We start from the raw sequence: 15,424 nt of genomic DNA on the forward strand, positions 1-15,424 counted from the left end.
TCTCGTGAACAGCGGGCGCGGTATTGGCGCCCGGCCCGTGGGACGGCGGAGAGACACGATGCGGATCGCGATCGGCGGGTTCATGCACGAGTCGAACACGTTCGCCCCACTCCCCACGGACCTGTCGCGGTTCCGCGACGGCAGCCTCACGTACGGCGACGCCGTGATCCCGAGCTGGCAGGAGGCGCACCACGAGATCGGCGGGTTCATCGAAGGGGGGCGGCGGTTCGGGTTCACCCCGGTGCCGGTCGCGATGGCGTGGGCCACCCCGGCCGGCCCGGTGAGCGACGAGTTCTTCGACCACTTCACCGACGCCCTCGTGACCGGGTTCCGGCTCGCCCGGGCGCAGGGCGTGCTGCTCGCCCTGCACGGGGCGATGGTCACGCCCAGACACCCCGATGCGGACACCGAGGTGCTGCGCCGGGTTCGCGCCGCGCTCGGGCCGAGCGTGCCCCTGGTGGTCACGCTCGACTTCCACGCGAACGTCTCGCCGCAGATGGCCGAAGCGGCCGACGCGCTCGTCGGCTACCAGACGTACCCGCACGTGGACCAGCGGCAGCGCGGGGTGGCCGCGGCCGAACTGGTCGCGCGGGCGGTGGGCAAGGCGGTCCGCCCGGTGTGCCACGTCGCGAAGCCGCCGATGCTGCTGAACCTGCTGGGGCAGGACACGGCCCGCGAGCCGATGGCCGGGCTGATGCGGATGGCCCGCGCGATGGAGCAGCAGCCCGGCGTCCTCTCGGTGAGCCTGATGGCCGGGTTCCCCTACGCGGACGTGCCCGAGATGGGCGCCAGCGTGATCGTGGTGGCCGACGGGGACCGGACCCGCGCGAAAGCGGCCGCCGACGAGCTGGCGAACGCGATGTGGGCGGTGCGCGAGCGGCTCAACGTGCCGTGCCCGGCCCCCGAAGAGGCGGTGCGCCAGGCGCTGGCGTGTACGCACCTGCCGGCGCTGCTGATCGACCTCGGGGACAACATCGGCGGCGGGTCGGCCGGCGACGGGACCGTGCTCCTCGCGGAACTGCTCAAGCAGCGGGCGAAAGGCTTCGTGGTGACGCTTCACGCGCCGTCGGCGGTGGCGCAGGCCAAGGACGCCGGTGTGGGCGGGCGGGTGGAGGTGAAGGTGGGCGGCAGCACCGGCGCGCTGCACGGGCCGCCGCTGACCGTGCGCGGCACGGTGCGCTCGCTGCACGAGGGACGCTGGGTGGAGGTGGAGCCGCGCCACGGCGGGAAGCGGCAGAACGACCAGGGCCACACCGCGGTCATCGACCTCGCGGACGGGAACCTGCTCGTGGTGAACACGCTCCGCACCCCGCCGTTCAGCCTGGGGCAGCTCACCTCGCTCGGGATCGACCCGAAGCACGTGCGGGTGATCGTCTTGAAGGCGGCCGTCGCGTACAAGGCCGCGTACGCCCCGATCGGCGGAACCATTATCGAGGTGGACACGCCGGGCCTGACCGCGATCAACGCGGCCCGGTTCGAGTACAAACACATTAAGCGGCCGATGTACCCGCTCGACGCGAGCTGACCGTGCGAACGACTTCACCGGCAGGCAACGACAGGAGACATGCGTGCGCAGCACAGGCGGCACGCATCGTATTTATTGTATTGCGCGAAATCTGGCGTCGCACGCATCCGGCAGGCGGGTGCGGAACGCGGTTCGCATATTTTTCACGTTGTTTTCAACGTTTCAAACAGGTATTATATATACTCAATCGGCTCTTTTTGTTCGTTTCTTGTAACTGTTCCTCACTCTCCACACTTCTGAGGTCCGTTCTATGCGCCCGAACTTTATTCGCCGAAGGTCCGCCTTCACACTGATCGAACTGCTGGTGGTGATCGCCATCATTGCGATCCTCATCGGCCTGCTGCTGCCCGCCGTGCAGAAGGTGCGCGAGGCCGCCGCCCGGATGAGCTGCCAGAACAACCTCAAGCAGCTCGCGCTCGCCTGTCACTCGTACTCGGACACCGCCGGCGGCCTGCCCCCGGCCATGATCAACAATGCAGCCGTGTACGCCGACCAGAACGCGTCGTGCAAGCCGAGCGACACGCGGTGGGGGCCGAACTGGATCGTGTTCATCCTCCCGAACTTCGAGCAGGGCAACCTGCTCACCCAGGCGGTGACCGCGAGCGTCAACTCCCACACCTCGGGCTTGACCACTGACAGCAACTGGCGGGCGATCGGCGGGACGACGATCAAGACCCTCCTGTGCCCGTCCGACGGGTCCAACCAGACGGCCTCGAACGGGACGATCAGCACCGGCCCGACCGGCGGGTGGGCGCGCGGGAACTACGCGGCCAACTGCGGCCCGCAGTGGTTCTACTACACCCTGAACGGGAGCTCCTCGTCCGACAACTACAACCTGAGCGGCCAGGGGCCGTTCACCGTTGTGACCGGCAGCCGGAAGAGCATGAAGATCGAGCAGATCGGCGACGGCAGCTCCAACACCGTCCTGCTCTCCGAGGTCCGCTCGGGGGTCGTCTCGGGCGACCCGCGGGGCACCTGGGCCGTCGGCTTCCCGGGCTCCAGCGTGATCGCCGGGCACGGCGTCGGCGACTGCCTGGCGCCCAACTACAACATCGGCAACGCGGACGACGTGCAGGGGTGCAAGACGGACAACCCGGGCGGCATGAGCTGCTGGGAGACGTGCGGCGCCAGCACCCAGGCGACCGCCCGGTCGCGCCACACGGGCGGCGTGAACTGCGCGATGGGCGACGGCGGCGTTCGGTTCGTTACCAACTCGATCGACCCGCGAGACTGGTACCTCATCAACTCCGCGAGCGACGGGCAGCCGGTCCCCAACTTCTGATCCGCGTTGAGGCGAGCGGATACTTCGTGACACCTGAACCGGGACCTGTGTCCCGGTTCCTTTCTTTTCTGGTGCCGCCGGGTGTGGCCGTTCCGCCACTTGGTCCCGGCCACCCGAGCGAAGGGCGCATCATGGTCGCCGGTCTCTCCCGCCGTCGAACTCGGCTGCTCGTCGGCGTCAGCGTTGCCGCTGTTGCGGGGCTCGTCGCGGTCGGCTTCTATCTCGCCACGCGAGGGGTCGCTGAAGCACCGGACCTGCGCCGTTTCGTCCGGGCGAAGCCGCCGGTCCCGGTGGTGTTCACCTCCCGGACCGACCCGAGCAGTTTCGCCGCCGCCGCCCCCGAGGCGGAGGGCTTCCGTTACCCCGGAACGATCCCCTGGGCGTCGGCGGAAGGGCGGCTCCGGCGCCTGGACCCGAACGGCCGGGTGTACGAACTGACGTGGGGGCGGCCGCTCCCCGACGGGGGAACCCTCATTGACGTGATGAGCCCGACGGTCAGTCCGGACGGGCGGCGCGTGCTGTTCGCCGGCCGACGGGCCGCACCGGACCCCGGACGGTGGCGGATCTATGAGGTCGAACTGAACGGCGACAACCTCCGACAGTTGACCGGTGGCCCGGACGACCCGGGGTGCGTTTCCAACCCGCCGATGCGGTTCGCCGCCGATGGCGGTGTGCTCCCCGAGGACGAGCGGCGGCGGTTGGATTACGACGACATCGACCCCGCCGACCGCGGGGACGGTGGGCTGTTGTTCGCCTCCAGCCGGCTCCCGGACCTCGGCCGCGGGCACGCCCGGCGAGCGACCCAGATTTGGCACCGCCCGCCGGGCGACGCCGCCCCGCACCCGATCACCGCCAACCGGAACAACGACCGCTGGCCGTTCCCGACGTCCGAGGGGGCCATCTTGTTCAGCCTCTGGAGTCGGAACCAGGAGGCGGTGACGGCCGACGAACGGGACATCCAGCCCGTCTCGCCCGGGCGGGCGTTCGCGACGGCCGCGACCGACGTTTGGGTCGGGGCGCGGACGTACACGGACACGGCGCAATTCGGCTACGCCGTCAAGATCCCGCACCCCGTCTGGCGGCCGCGCCCCACCTTCAACAACCGTGTCGTTTTCATGACCGACTCCCCGACGGCCGGTCGGTATCGGATCGCGCAGGCGGATTGGGGGTATTTGCGGAACGCGCCGAGCGCGCTGCCCGCGGGCGAGCGGATGCCCCGCCAGTCCGGGGGCGCGTTCGAGTTCGGCCCGGACCGCGGTCCGGACGGGCGGCCCCTCTCGGCCGCGACGCCGAGCCCCTGCCCGCCGGACGGGGTGCTGTTTTCCGGCGCCGCGCACGACCCGGACCGCGCCCCGCTCCCGGGGAGCTACGGACTGTACCTGGTGTCGCACGCCTGGGAGTCCGGCGACGGGGGCGCGGGGGAACTGCTGTTCGACGACCCCGGCTACGTCGATGCGGAACCGGTTGCGGCGTACCCGCGGGTCACGCGGACGCATTTCCCCGAACTGGCCCCGGCCGACACCTCGAACATGCCGGCGTTCCTCTCGCTGCCCGGCCGGCGGTACAGCGGCCCGCTCGGTCTCGTCCAGAACAACGCGATCCTGCTGGAGGTCAACACCCCGTTCCCGGGCCAGACCACCGACACCGGAAAGCGGTCGGTATCGGTGCCCCCGACCGGCATCAAACAGATCGCCTTTTACGCTTCCCACCGCGACCGGTTCGATGACCCTCACCTCCCGCGCGTTCCGGGGCGCTGGGAGAAACTCTTTACCACAGAAGTGCAGTGGGGGGATTTCAAGACGTGGGTTCCCGCGGACCCCAGCGCCCCGACCGTGCTCGCCGGGCTGGGGGCCGACGGGAAAGTCTTCCGGTGGTCGTCCGGGGTAACCGACTCCGAGGGCCGGTCCGCCTCGTTTTACGCCCTGGCCGGGGACCATTACAGCGGGACGAAGGCCGGCAAGTACCACTTCTGCTACGGGTGCCATGTCGGGCACACGTACATCGATATCGACATCGGCGAACGGCTGAAGTGAGCGGCGCGCGGGCGTCTGCAAAGCGGTACTGTTCGCCCCGCCCGCTCCGCAGAGAGAAGCATTTCCGAATTCCCGCGAAGGATTCACGCCGCGCGGGGACAATATCCCCTCAATGAGCACGGCCGACGCTGGGCACGAGCGGGCGATTCGCGACGCGGTGCTGGCCGGCAGGTCGGACGCGTGGCACGGGTGGTTCGACGCGCACTACGCCCCCCTCGCGCGCTACGCGCGGTGGCGGTGCGGCGGGCTGCCCGACCTCACCGACGACGTGATCCAGGAAACGTGGCTCACCGCCGTGCGCCGGGTGCGCGACTTCGACCCCGCGAAGGGGAGCTTCTTCGACTGGCTGTGCGGGATTGCGTCCAACGCCGCCCGCAGCGCGGTCCGCTCGCGCTACCGCCGCACGGCCCGGGTTCGTGCCCTCCAACCGGCCGATGACAGGGCCGCGCCGGACGAGGGCGGGGCGGTCGAACGGGCCGAGCGCGTCGCCCTCGCGCTCGCCGAACTGCCCGAGCGGTACGAGGCCGTGCTCCGGGCCAAGTACCTCGATCAGCAAGCGGTCGCGGACATCGCCGCGCACCGGAACGAATCGGCCAAGGCGGTGGAATCGCTGCTGGCCCGCGCCCGCGCGGCGTTCCGCGAGGTGTACGAGAAGTCCCATGACTGACCCACTTGATGAACTCCTCGGGCCGCCGGGCGGGGGCGAAACGCCGGGGCTGCGCGACGCGCTCCGCCGGCGCACGAGTAACCACCTCGTGTGGGTGAAGTGGCTCCGGCGCGGGGCGAAACTGGCGGGCGCGGCGGCCGTTTTCGCGCTCGGCGTCGGGGTGGGCGAGTGGCGGGCGCCCGTGCGCGAACGGGTGGTGACCGTGCACGAGGTCGAAACGGTCGCCGTGCCGGTGCCCGTGGTCGTTCCGGTGGGGGGCGGCGGGGCCGAGCCTGAGTCGCCTGCGCCGGCGCAACCGGTGCTGTCGGCGGGGAGGCTCGAACTGGACGCCGAACAGGCCGACGGTTCGGCCGCCGCCGCCCTATACCGACGCGCCGGCGATGCCTACCTGACCGCGCGACAGGACTACGCGAACGCGGCCCGCTGCTACCGATTGTTCCTGGATCGCGCCGGAGACGCGGCACTGGCACCGGAGTCCGGGGATTCCTGGCTGCTCGTTTCGATCAAGAACGCGACTTTCAAGGAGAAGATCTATGCGACGGCTCGTAACGATTAGTGGCGCCTTCGCCCTGGCGCTGGCGGTCACCGCGGCCAGCGGGCAACCGCCGAAGGCCGACCCGCCGAAGAAGGCCGACAAGCCGGTCCCGAACCCGGTCGACGCGACGGACGCGGCCATCGGGAGGGCGCTGGCCACCGACCCCGACGTGAAGATGGCCCAGGCCAAGATTCAGCTCGCCGAGGCCGAACTGGCGAAGGCGAGACAGACGATCACGCTCAAGGTGCTGGCGCTGAAATCGCGAGTGGAGCAAGGAAAGGCAGAGCTGCGCGTGGCCGAACAACATCTAGCCAATCAGGAATTGAGCTTTAAGGCCAAGGTCGTGCCCGAGTCGGAGCTGTTTGCCCCGCGGAGCAAGTTTGAAACGGCGAAGGCGACGCTCGCGGCTGCCGAGGCCGAGTGGAAGTTGCTTACCGGGCCGGACAATAATGGGGAGGCAAAAATAATTCGTTTATATGAATCGTTAGCTGATCAGCGCATTGAATTGTCTTTCAGCCCGCCGACGCAGCAGGCGCCGAACGCGGGTGCGTACCGCTGGTATGGAAGTGGCGCGAGCCCGGCTCCGATTACCGGCCCGATCCCGGACCGGCTCCGCGCTGTCCTTGATAAGCCGGTGAAAGTTGGTCCGAAGGGCGAAAAAGTGACTTTCGATAAAGCCTTGGAAGCATTTCAGAAACAGGCCGGGTTTGATATCCCTATTCGTGGGGATGTCGAACGGATCTTCCTGGACCGGCGCACAGTGGGCGGCGAGTCTCTTGCGACCACCATCATTTCGGAAGGCGAGACGCTGCCGATTGGGGCGTGGCTTCAACTCTTTCAGGACATCGGCCGCGGGACGTTTTACGTACGCGAGTACGGGTTGCTCGTGTCCGACCGGAAAGCAGGGCCACCAGACGCACCGACATTCACCGAGTTCTGGAAGCAGGCCGCGCCCAAGCCGGAACCGAAACCGAAGTCCGATCCGGTTCCCGAACCGAAGCCGAAGTGAACGCACACGGGTGCCCGCGCCTGGGACCGCGGACGTGCCGTCCGCTGCTCCGGGGATTCGGTCGCTTGGCGGAATGCCGGGTCGCACGCTTCACACGCATATCAGCGGACGGGACGTCCGCGGTCCCAGGGACAGACGACACACCCTCCGCATTCGGTGTTCGAGATCATCACCGCGCCCGTCATTTCTACCCGTGTAAATCGTAGCAGTTTCGACACAACCCTTCTTCGGTGGACTGAACATCCTAAACCTTACCAGAGCTCTGGCTTGAGGGTTCGGAGTGCAATTGGCTCTGGTAGATCAGGCAAAACAAGCGGAGCCGAGCGGGGGTAAGTAATAGACCTCATTCACGATATCCGCGGATTCGTATTCGAGCGGTGCCGATCTCGTCGCGGTGAGGGTTCCCATCATCGTGCGTCTGGACAACCTGCGGAAGCACCGGGCCGTGCTCGGGCACCTGACCGGGCTGACGGTCGCGGCGTCCGACGCGCTGGTGCGGGACCTGGCCCCGGTGGTGGAGGCGGGGCACCGCAGGAAGCTGGACCGCCCGGACCGGCCGCGGGCGGTGGGCGGGGGCGACCACGTCGATCGGTCCACCGCGGACCAACTGCCGCTCACCGTCATCTGGCCGCGCCAGTAACCCGACCAACGGGGTACTCGGGTTCCTGTTCGGGGTGTCCGACTCGACCGCCAGCCGGGTCCGCACCCGGTGCGTGCCGGTGCTAGCCAAGGCGGGCCGGGACACCATGCGGATGCCGGACGCGGGTCGGGGCTCCTGAACCGGCTCCCGGACGGTGCGGGGCACGCGGGGATCTGGGGTACACAGGGATTCGGGACCGGCCCCCGTCGGGTGCGTGCCCCCCGGCGCACGCCGCGCGGGCAGGAGCGGCCGCCCCGAGGACCGCGTGTTCCGCCGCCGCATCGGGGTCGCGCACGCGATCGGGCGGCCCCGCCGGTTCCGCTCCCGATCCCATGTGAACCGGCACCCGCGGCGTGTTCAGGCCGCGGCCGGGTTGGTCAATCGGATGCTCGACCACCGGGCCAAGGCCGCTTGAGCACCGGATGGGGAGAGGGGGCCGAACACCCTCACGCTATCGTGAATGAGGTATATTACTGCGTCCAACGGCCCCTGCACGATGTTGCAACCGCTCGCCCCGCGAGCGGACCGCATTCAAAGCCGCCACTCGCCGCGGCACTGCGTGTGCCCGGGAACAGACTATTCGGCGCGGATCACCCGGCGGACGCCCACGTTCAGCTTGCCGTCGCGCTCGGCCGCGAGCAGCTTCGCGACCACGTCCGCGCCCTTGACTACCTTTCCGAACGGGACCACGTCGCCCGTTCCGCCGGCCGGCGGCACGCCGACGAACACCACGAACGCCCCGGGGGCGGTTCCGCCGCGCACCAGCGCAATGGTGCCGTCCGCGGGCTTCTCCTTCGACGCCGCGAGTTCGACTTTCGGCCCCTTCGCGGTGCGCTCGATCCACGCGGCGTTCGGACTCGCGCCGATTGTTCCGGTCGGGGGCGCTTGCCCGGTTCGCGTGGCGCGGTCGAACGCGCCGCTGTGGTAGCCGCCCTCGAGCGCGATTTTGAGGAACAGGGCCGCGGCCTCCGGCGCGGCCCTGGCGTCGAGTTCGACATCGAAGTCGCCCAGTTCGGTCTGGAGCGTGGCCCGGGGCCGGGCGCCGAGCGGGGCGTCGCGCCATTCGAACCGCGGCGCGCGTTTGGGATCGTACCCCGCGAGGTGCTTGGTGTCTTCCGGCTTGCGCTTCGCGGGGCGCTGGTACCGCCAGTCCTTGTCCCCGAACACCTCCTTGCAGAGCGCCGCAAGGGCCGGGTCGTAGTCCGTGAGCTTCTTGCGGGTGCGCACCTCGTTGTGCAGCGCGTCCGGCGGGGCGTTGTCGTCGAACCAGCACTGCACCCCTTCGGCCCAGTACTCGCTGTGGTTGGTGGCGGCGTACGTGTTCTTCCACAGCCCGCGGTCGAGCGCGGCCTGGTAGGCCGCCCGGAGCCGCTTGTCGAAGGTCGGGTCGGTTGTGCTCAAGCCGGTGCCGTGGATCGCGTGGGCGAACTCGTGAACGAAGATGTTCTCGCCCGGGTACGGGTCGCCGGCGTAGCCCAGCAGGTTCTCCTCGCCGCAACTGACCGCCGGGTTGGCGAGGGTCGCGCCCAGCCCGCGGGCGCGGCGGTCCCAGTACAGCTTCGGCTTCATGCGCGCGTGCTCGGGCACGTCGGTGGTGTACTCGGTCGCGGCCATCACCACGACACGAACCCGGTTCTTACGCATCGCGTCGAGGATGTCTTTTCGCCCGTCGAGCATCCGGTCGACGATCCAGGCCGCTTCCGCCAGCGCGTGGTCGGACACCTTCGCCGAGCCGACCACCAGCACCCCGGCGTCGGCGTACTTCTGGTAAAAGCGGTCGAGCTTCCACTCCTCGCGCACGCGGTCGGGAATCGGGCCGGGCTCGGCGCCGCCGGCCGGGCCGGCCAGTGCCCCCAGCAGAACCACCACGGCGCATCGGAACGGGTGCGTCATCACTCGTACTCTCGGTGTGGAAGAAGCCGTTCGCTGACCGGTCGCTGTGGCGCGGCCGGTTCGCGTTCCCGCGGAGCCCTCGGCGCGCGAGGAGCGGGGCAAGAATAAGGGGCGGCGGGCCGGATTGCACGGCGCTCTGATACGCGATTCGGTTGGCGGCGTTTGCTGCTCGTGGCACGGACAGGTTCCCGTCTGTGCCACGGCTACGGCGTATTCGGTAGTGCGGTGGCCGCTGGGGCCTGCGCCGTTGGTTTGGTGTTCGCGGCGGTGTTGGGTGTGAAGGTGATGATCCGGTCCCCGCAGGTGGTGACGGGTGGGCCGGTGCCTCCGGTCATCCGCCACGCGCGGACCCGCAGACTCACCCCGACCAACAGCAGCCGGTACGCCGGGTCGTCGCGGGCTACTCGCCCAGGTACGCTTCGCGGATGCGGGGGTCGTGGAGCAGCACGTCGGCGCGGTCGGTGCAGGTGATGCGGCCCGTCTCCAGCACGTACCCGCGGTGCGCCACCTTCAGCGCCATGCGGGCGTTCTGCTCCACCAGCAGCACCGACATCCCCTGTTCGCGGTTCAGGGTGCGGATCACGTCGAAGATCTGCACCACGATCTGCGGGGCCAGCCCGAGCGACGGCTCGTCCAGCAGCAGCAGCTTGGGCCGGGACATGAGCGCGCGGGCGATGGCCAGCATCTGCTGCTCGCCGCCGGAGAGCAGCCCGCCCGGCTGGGCCTGGCGCTTCTCCAGGATCGGGAACATCGAGTAGGCCTTCTTGATGTCGGCCCGGACCCCGTCGGCGTCGGCGCGGGTGAACGCGCCCATCTCGAGGTTCTCGCGCACCGTCAGCCGGGCGAAGATCTTGCGGCCCTCGGGGGACTGCGCGAGCCCCAGCCGCACGATGTTGTGCGCCGGCACCCCGGCGAGCGGCTTCCCGTCGAACGTGACGCTCCCGGCCCGCGTCTTCACGACGCCGGAGACGGCGTTGAGGGTGGTGGTCTTGCCGGCGCCGTTGGCGCCGATCATGGTCACGATCTCGCCGGGGTTCACCGTCAGCGAGAGCCGGTGCAGCACGTTGATCGGGCCGTACCCGGCTTCGAGGTCGCGCACTTCGAGCAGCGGGGCACTCACGACACTTCCTCCGACCCGAGGTACGCTTCGATGACTTTGGGGTCGCGGGCGATCTCGGCGGGCGTGCCCTCGGCGATCTTGACCCCGAAGTTGAGCACCGCGATGCGGTCCGAGATGCCCATGACGAGGTTCATGTGGTGCTCGATCAGGAGCACCGTCACCCCGGTGTCGCGGATGCGGCGGATGAGCCCCATGAGGTCGACGGTCTCGCTCGGGTTCATGCCCGCGGCGGGCTCGTCGAGCAGCAAGAGCCGCGGGGCGGTGGCCAGGGCGCGGGCGATCTCCAGCCGCCGCTGGTCGCCGTAGGGGAGGTTCTTGGCCAGCTCGTTGTGCTTGCCCGCCAGCCCGACGAACGCGAGCAGCTCGGCCGCCCGCCGCTCGGCCGCGGACTCCGCGCGCCGCGCCGCGCCGGCCCCGCACGCGGCCAGCACCGGGCTGCCGGGGATCGCGCGCGTCATGCCGACGAGGACGTTCTCCAGCACCGTCATCGAGTGGAACAGCCGGATGTTCTGGAACGTGCGGGCGATGCCGTTCTGCGAGATCACGTCCGCCGACCGCCGGGACCGGCGCCACGTGACGAGCGCGCCGGCGGTCCCGATCAGCGTGCCGAGCCCGAAGGCCAGCCCCGCCGTGAGCGGCCGGTCGGCCACGTGCGCCCGCGCCGCCCGGGCCGCGTCGCCCCACGGGAACGGGAACGCCGCGACCGCCGCCTTCTTCCGGGCCTCCTCGACCTTTTGCAGTTCCGCGTCGGTGAGCCGGGCGTCGGCGTCGGCGTTCTTTTCGGTCTCTTCAACAACGCGCAGGCCGATCTTCTCCTGCCGGGCGGCCTCCACCGCCCGGATCGACCGCTTCCAGAGCGTGTCCGCGTTCACCGCGAACAGCGTCAGGACGAGCCCCACCGCCAGCCCGGTGAGCGCGGCACCGGCGGCGACCCGCCAGGTGAACGGCCGGACGAGCGATCGGCCCTCGAACTCGATCGCCCCGGCGGTCGGCTCGTAGATGCCGGTGACCGCGTTGAACACGGTCGTCTTCCCGGCGCCGTTCGGGCCGATCACGGAGAAAATGTGCCCCCGCTCGATGTCCAGATCGACGCCGTTGACGGCGGTGATCCCGCCGAACCGCATCATCAGCTTCGTAACCTTCAAGAGGGCCATAGGCTCAGGGGGCAGGAGGCAGGAATAATCGAGCGTCGGGAAGCCGGCCAGAGATCAGGTGAGGGGCGCGAAGGGGCGCCGCGCCCCGAAACGGTTCACGCGCGGGCGGCCCCGCCGGCCTCGTGCCCCTCGACCTCCGCCCGCGCGGCGGCCTCGCCGGCGGCTTCGTCCTTTTCGGGGTGCAGCTCGCGCTTCTGGCGCGCGGACGGGAGCAGCCCTTCGGGGCGCAGCCGCATCATCAGGATGAGCGCCAGCCCGAAGATGCACAGCCGCCACCCACTCACCTTCAGGTACTCTTTGCCGTTCGGGTTCAGCTTCTGCGCTTGCAGCCAGTTGTCCAGCAGCGGGGTGAGGATCTGGTCGTAGCCCACCAGCAGCACCACGCCGAGAATCACCCCGGGCCGGTTGCCGAGCCCGCCGAGGATCACGCAGCACAGCGCGATCATGGACCGCTCGAACCCGTACGCCTTCGGCTCCGTGGTGCCGTTCTGCGACACCGCGAACAGCGCCCCGGCCAGCCCGGCCAGCCCGGCGCCCAGCGCGATCGCCGAGAGCTTCAGCCGGGCCGGGTTGAGCCCCATGCACGACGCCGCGAGCTCGTCCTCGCGCAGCGCGACCCACGCGCGGCCCAGGCGGCTCCGCTCCAGGTTCCGCAGGAAGACCACCACCGCCGCCAGGAGGCCGAGGCACAGGTAGTACAGGTACGGGTACTTGCGCCAACTGTTGCTCCACCCGGGCCGCGACTTCGGCAGCACCGGGTCGTCGATGCCCGGGAAGAAGTCCGGCGCCACCGGCGTGAGGCCCTGCGTCCCGTCGGTGATCGCGGCCAGGTTGCGGATCACGTAAATGGTGATGAGCCCGAACCCGAGGGTGACCAGCGCCAGGTAGTCGCCGCGCAAGCGCAGCGTGGGCGCGGTGGTGGCCACGCCCACCGCCGCCGCGGCCAGCGCGGACGCGACCGCGACCACCACGAAACTGGAGCCGAAGGGGAACGCGGTGGTGGTGAGCACGCCGGCGGTGTACGCGCCGATGCCGAAGAACGCCGCGATCCCGAGGTGCAGCAGGCCGGTGTACCCGACCACCACGTTCAGGCCCAGCGCCAGGATCACGAAGCACAGCACCGGGATGGCCTGGGTGCCGTAGATCGGGGCGTCCCGGTACGGCAGGAACGGCACCGCCGCCAGCAGCACGAACCCCGCGACCATCCAGTACCCGAGCGCGCCGCGCACCAGACTCATACCTTCTCCCGCGTGCGGGCCCCGAGGATACCGTTGGGCCGGAAAATCAGGATCACGATCAGGATCGCGAAGATGAGCGCCTCGCTCCACTGCTCGCCGACGTAGGCGCTGCCGAGCGAGCGGACGAGGCCGATGATGATGCCGCCGAGCACCGCCCCGGGGATGTTGCCGATCCCGCCGAGCACCGCCGCGGTGAACGCGTACAGCCCGGTCTGGAACCCCATCATGTAGCCGACGGTGTTGTTGTACAGCCCGTACACCACCGCCGCGACCCCGCCGAGCCCGCCGCCGATCGCGAACGTCGCGGCGATCACGCGGTCCACGTTGATGCCCATGAGCTGGGCCGCGGTCGGGTTCTGGGCGGTCGCCCGCATCGCCTTCCCGAGGGACGTGTACCGCACGAACACGGTCAGCGCGACCATCACCGGGAGGGTCACCGCGAGCACCATGATGTGCTTGTAGTTGAGCGCGATCCGGGCGCCGGGGGTCAGGTTGTCCTGCGGGACCAGTTTGGGGAAGTTCAGGTCGTAGGTGCCCATCCAGAACACGCCGATGTTCATGAAAATGAAGCTGACCCCGATGGCGGACACCAGCGGGGCCAGCTTCGGCGCGTTCCGCAGCGGCTTGTAGACGACCCGGTCTACGGTCACGTTGAGCCCGGCGCAGAACACCGGCGCCGCGACCAGCATCAGTAGGATGGTGGGCAGCGCGGCGGCGCCGGTGGCCTCGCCGGTGGCGGTCGCGGCCCCGACCCAGATGGCGACCTGGAGCGCCAGGAACGAGCCCAGCATGAACAGGTCGCCGTGGGCGAAGTTGATCAGCTCGATGATGCCGTACACCATCGTGTAGCCGAGCGCGATGAGCGCGTACAGCAGGCCGGTCACCAGCCCGATGAGCAGGTACTGGTAGAACGCGGGGCCGAGGGCAGTGGCGAGCGAGTCGAGCATCGGAACTCGTGGCGGGCGTGGTCTCTGCGGGCGGGGGGCGTGCGCCCCCCGGCGCGTGGGTCCGTTCGGCCGCGGGGGCGCGCCCCGCGGGCCGGCTACTTGGTGACGGTCTTCTTGGGCACGAACTTGCCGTTCTCCACGACGCTGATCGTCACCTGCCGCAGGGTGGTGTCGCCGTTGTTGTCGAAGCCCCAGCCCTCGGCCCCGCCCACCGCCCCGGCGGTGAAGTTCTTGGTCGCGAGCACTTCCTTCAGGATCGCCTCGCGGTCCTTCTTGTTCACCTTCTTGATCGCCTCCAGCACCACCTTCGCGCACTCGTAGCCGTACAGCGCGAACGCCTCCGGGGCCGTCTTGTACTTCTCCTTGTACCGCTTGACGAACTCGGCCCCCTTGCCGGTCAGCTGCGACGGGTCGAGGCCCACGATGCTCACGTAGGCGCGGCCGTTCAGGTTCGCGGCCCCGGCGCTGTCGATGAACGCCTGCTCGTAGCACCCGTCCGGGGCGAGGATCGGGCACGTCAGCCCCGCGCCGACCATGTCCTTCGCGACCTGCCCGCCCTTGCTCTGGGTGGTGCCGCCGAAGTACACGAGGTCCGGGTTCAGCCCCTTGATCTTGGTCATCAGCCCGCCGAACTCGATGCTCGTGGTGTTGATGCCCTCGTCGCCGACGATCTCCAGCTTCAGCTCCTCGCACCGCTGGCGGAACAGCTTGGCGAGCCCCTCGCCGTACAGCTCCTTGTCGTTGAGGATGTAGACCCGCTTGGCCTTCAGCACCTCGGCGGCGAAGTCGGCCGCCAGCGGCCCTTGCAGGTCGTCGGTGGTGCACACGCGGCAGAAGTTCTTCTTCTTGGCGGGCCGGTACTTCTCCGGCTCGTCCGGGGCGACGCCCTTGATCTTCTTGGTCAGCCCCGGCCAGGTGACGGCCGGCGAGACCTGCAACAGGCCGGCCTCGTTCAGCTCCGGCATGCTGACCTTGGCCGCGTTCGAGTTGTACGGCCCGATGTACGCCATCACGTCCGGGTCCGCGACCGCCTTCTGCGCGTTGGCCTTCTCGGTCGGGCCGTCCCACGACCCGGACGCGGCGGTGGCGTCGTCCCAGTCGGAGTACTCGATCTTGAAGTCGCCGACCTTCCCGCCGTAGTCCTCGATCGCCATCTGGATGCCGTTGACGATCGTGTTCGTTTGCCCCTTGGCGCTGCCGGTGCGCGGCAGGCTGGAGACGATGCGGATCACGCCCGGGGTGCCCGGGGCGGCCCCGCCCCCTCCCCCGCCGCCTTTCCCGTCGTCGGTGGAGCCGCCCCCGCCGCACCCGGTGACCAGGGCGGGCACGGCCGCCGCGGCGGCTGCGCCGAGGAACTTGCGGCGGTTCATGTTCGGCCCGG

Annotated in this window: 14 protein-coding genes and 2 pseudogenes; 9 read left to right on the forward strand and 7 right to left on the reverse strand. The window is 69.6% G+C overall.

Features of this window, described 5'->3' with window-relative positions:
- Positions 1–58: 58 nt before the first annotated feature.
- The 9 genes from GobsT_RS32370 to GobsT_RS40140 all read left to right on the forward strand — a co-directional run bounded on the left by GobsT_RS32370 (position 59) and on the right by GobsT_RS40140 (position 8,106).
- A complete protein-coding gene (locus GobsT_RS32370) occupies positions 59–1,525 on the forward strand; it encodes a M81 family metallopeptidase (protein ID WP_010037196.1) in 1,467 nt (488 codons plus the stop codon).
- A gap of 250 nt (positions 1,526–1,775) precedes the next feature.
- Complete coding sequence (locus tag GobsT_RS32375; RefSeq protein WP_010037195.1) at positions 1,776–2,807, forward strand: DUF1559 domain-containing protein; 1,032 nt, start codon at positions 1,776–1,778, stop codon at positions 2,805–2,807.
- A 131-nt stretch (positions 2,808–2,938) separates the two neighbouring features.
- Positions 2,939–4,840, forward strand: a complete 1,902-nt coding sequence (locus GobsT_RS32380) for a TolB-like translocation protein (RefSeq protein ID WP_010037193.1) — start codon at positions 2,939–2,941, stop codon at positions 4,838–4,840.
- Positions 4,841–4,952: 112 nt separating this feature from the next.
- The gene (locus GobsT_RS32385; protein WP_010037188.1) at positions 4,953–5,507 is read left to right on the forward strand and encodes an RNA polymerase sigma factor; all 555 of its coding nucleotides are present in this window, start codon (positions 4,953–4,955) and stop codon (positions 5,505–5,507) included.
- A complete protein-coding gene (locus GobsT_RS32390) occupies positions 5,500–6,063 on the forward strand; it encodes a hypothetical protein (RefSeq protein WP_010037187.1) in 564 nt (187 codons plus the stop codon). Before GobsT_RS32385 ends, GobsT_RS32390 begins: the two co-directional genes overlap by 8 nt.
- Positions 6,064–6,217: 154 nt before the next feature.
- Positions 6,218–7,051: a hypothetical protein gene (locus tag GobsT_RS32395; RefSeq protein WP_148087956.1), complete on the forward strand. Its 834-nt coding sequence runs from the start codon at positions 6,218–6,220 to the stop codon at positions 7,049–7,051.
- A gap of 394 nt (positions 7,052–7,445) precedes the next feature.
- A complete protein-coding gene (locus GobsT_RS40130) occupies positions 7,446–7,691 on the forward strand; it encodes a hypothetical protein (RefSeq protein ID WP_010037182.1) in 246 nt (81 codons plus the stop codon).
- 34 nt (positions 7,692–7,725) lie between these two features.
- Positions 7,726–7,830 (forward strand): hypothetical protein, encoded by a 105-nt coding sequence (locus GobsT_RS40135; RefSeq protein ID WP_157506626.1) that lies wholly within the window; start codon positions 7,726–7,728, stop codon positions 7,828–7,830.
- A 126-nt stretch (positions 7,831–7,956) separates the two neighbouring features.
- On the forward strand, positions 7,957–8,106 hold the full coding sequence (locus GobsT_RS40140) for a hypothetical protein (protein WP_010037180.1): 150 nt from the start codon (positions 7,957–7,959) through the stop codon (positions 8,104–8,106).
- A 161-nt stretch (positions 8,107–8,267) separates the two neighbouring features.
- Here GobsT_RS40140 and GobsT_RS32410 read toward each other — a convergent pair whose 3' ends face one another.
- The 7 genes and pseudogenes from GobsT_RS32410 to GobsT_RS32435 form a co-directional block, all read right to left on the reverse strand.
- Positions 8,268–9,584 carry a peptidylprolyl isomerase gene (locus GobsT_RS32410; protein WP_010037178.1) on the reverse strand — a complete coding sequence of 439 codons (1,317 nt, stop codon included), beginning with the start codon at positions 9,582–9,584 and terminating at the stop codon, positions 8,268–8,270.
- 400 nt (positions 9,585–9,984) lie between these two features.
- Positions 9,985–10,704, reverse strand: coding sequence for an ABC transporter ATP-binding protein (locus GobsT_RS32415; protein ID WP_010037175.1), 720 nt, complete (start codon positions 10,702–10,704; stop codon positions 9,985–9,987).
- A pseudogene (locus tag GobsT_RS41300) lies at positions 10,701–11,246 on the reverse strand (ABC transporter ATP-binding protein); the annotation flags it as partial. The pseudogene GobsT_RS41300 and the gene GobsT_RS32415, both read right to left, overlap by 4 nt.
- A 198-nt stretch (positions 11,247–11,444) precedes the next feature.
- Positions 11,445–11,858 (reverse strand): annotated as a pseudogene (locus tag GobsT_RS41305) (ATP-binding cassette domain-containing protein); the annotation flags it as partial.
- Positions 11,859–11,953: 95 nt separating this feature from the next.
- The gene (locus GobsT_RS32425) at positions 11,954–13,096 is read right to left on the reverse strand and encodes a branched-chain amino acid ABC transporter permease (protein WP_010037171.1); all 1,143 of its coding nucleotides are present in this window, start codon (positions 13,094–13,096) and stop codon (positions 11,954–11,956) included.
- Complete coding sequence (locus GobsT_RS32430; protein WP_010037168.1) at positions 13,093–14,043, reverse strand: branched-chain amino acid ABC transporter permease; 951 nt, start codon at positions 14,041–14,043, stop codon at positions 13,093–13,095. Before GobsT_RS32430 ends, GobsT_RS32425 begins: the two co-directional genes overlap by 4 nt.
- A gap of 95 nt (positions 14,044–14,138) precedes the next feature.
- Positions 14,139–15,413: a branched-chain amino acid ABC transporter substrate-binding protein gene (locus GobsT_RS32435; RefSeq protein ID WP_157506624.1), complete on the reverse strand. Its 1,275-nt coding sequence runs from the start codon at positions 15,411–15,413 to the stop codon at positions 14,139–14,141.
- Between the last annotated feature and the right edge of the window lie 11 nt (positions 15,414–15,424).

It is taken from the genome of Gemmata obscuriglobus, from assembly GCF_008065095.1.
GTDB lineage: Bacteria > Planctomycetota > Planctomycetia > Gemmatales > Gemmataceae > Gemmata > Gemmata obscuriglobus.

Bases quoted from the DNA above. Each gene is read 5' to 3' on its own strand.
- GobsT_RS32370 (WP_010037196.1), top strand. From the start codon at position 59: ATGCGGATCGCGATCGGCGGGTTCATGCACGAGTCGAACACGTTCGCC.
- GobsT_RS32375 (WP_010037195.1), top strand. From the start codon at position 1,776: ATGCGCCCGAACTTTATTCGCCGAAGGTCCGCCTTCACACTGATCGAA.
- GobsT_RS32380 (WP_010037193.1), top strand. From the start codon at position 2,939: ATGGTCGCCGGTCTCTCCCGCCGTCGAACTCGGCTGCTCGTCGGCGTC.
- GobsT_RS32385 (WP_010037188.1), top strand. From the start codon at position 4,953: ATGAGCACGGCCGACGCTGGGCACGAGCGGGCGATTCGCGACGCGGTG.
- GobsT_RS32390 (WP_010037187.1), top strand. From the start codon at position 5,500: ATGACTGACCCACTTGATGAACTCCTCGGGCCGCCGGGCGGGGGCGAA.
- GobsT_RS32395 (WP_148087956.1), top strand. From the start codon at position 6,218: ATGGCCCAGGCCAAGATTCAGCTCGCCGAGGCCGAACTGGCGAAGGCG.
- GobsT_RS32410 (WP_010037178.1), bottom strand. From the start codon at position 9,584: ATGACGCACCCGTTCCGATGCGCCGTGGTGGTTCTGCTGGGGGCACTG.
- GobsT_RS32425 (WP_010037171.1), bottom strand. From the start codon at position 13,096: ATGAGTCTGGTGCGCGGCGCGCTCGGGTACTGGATGGTCGCGGGGTTC.
- GobsT_RS32430 (WP_010037168.1), bottom strand. From the start codon at position 14,043: ATGCTCGACTCGCTCGCCACTGCCCTCGGCCCCGCGTTCTACCAGTAC.
- GobsT_RS32435 (WP_157506624.1), bottom strand. From the start codon at position 15,413: ATGAACCGCCGCAAGTTCCTCGGCGCAGCCGCCGCGGCGGCCGTGCCC.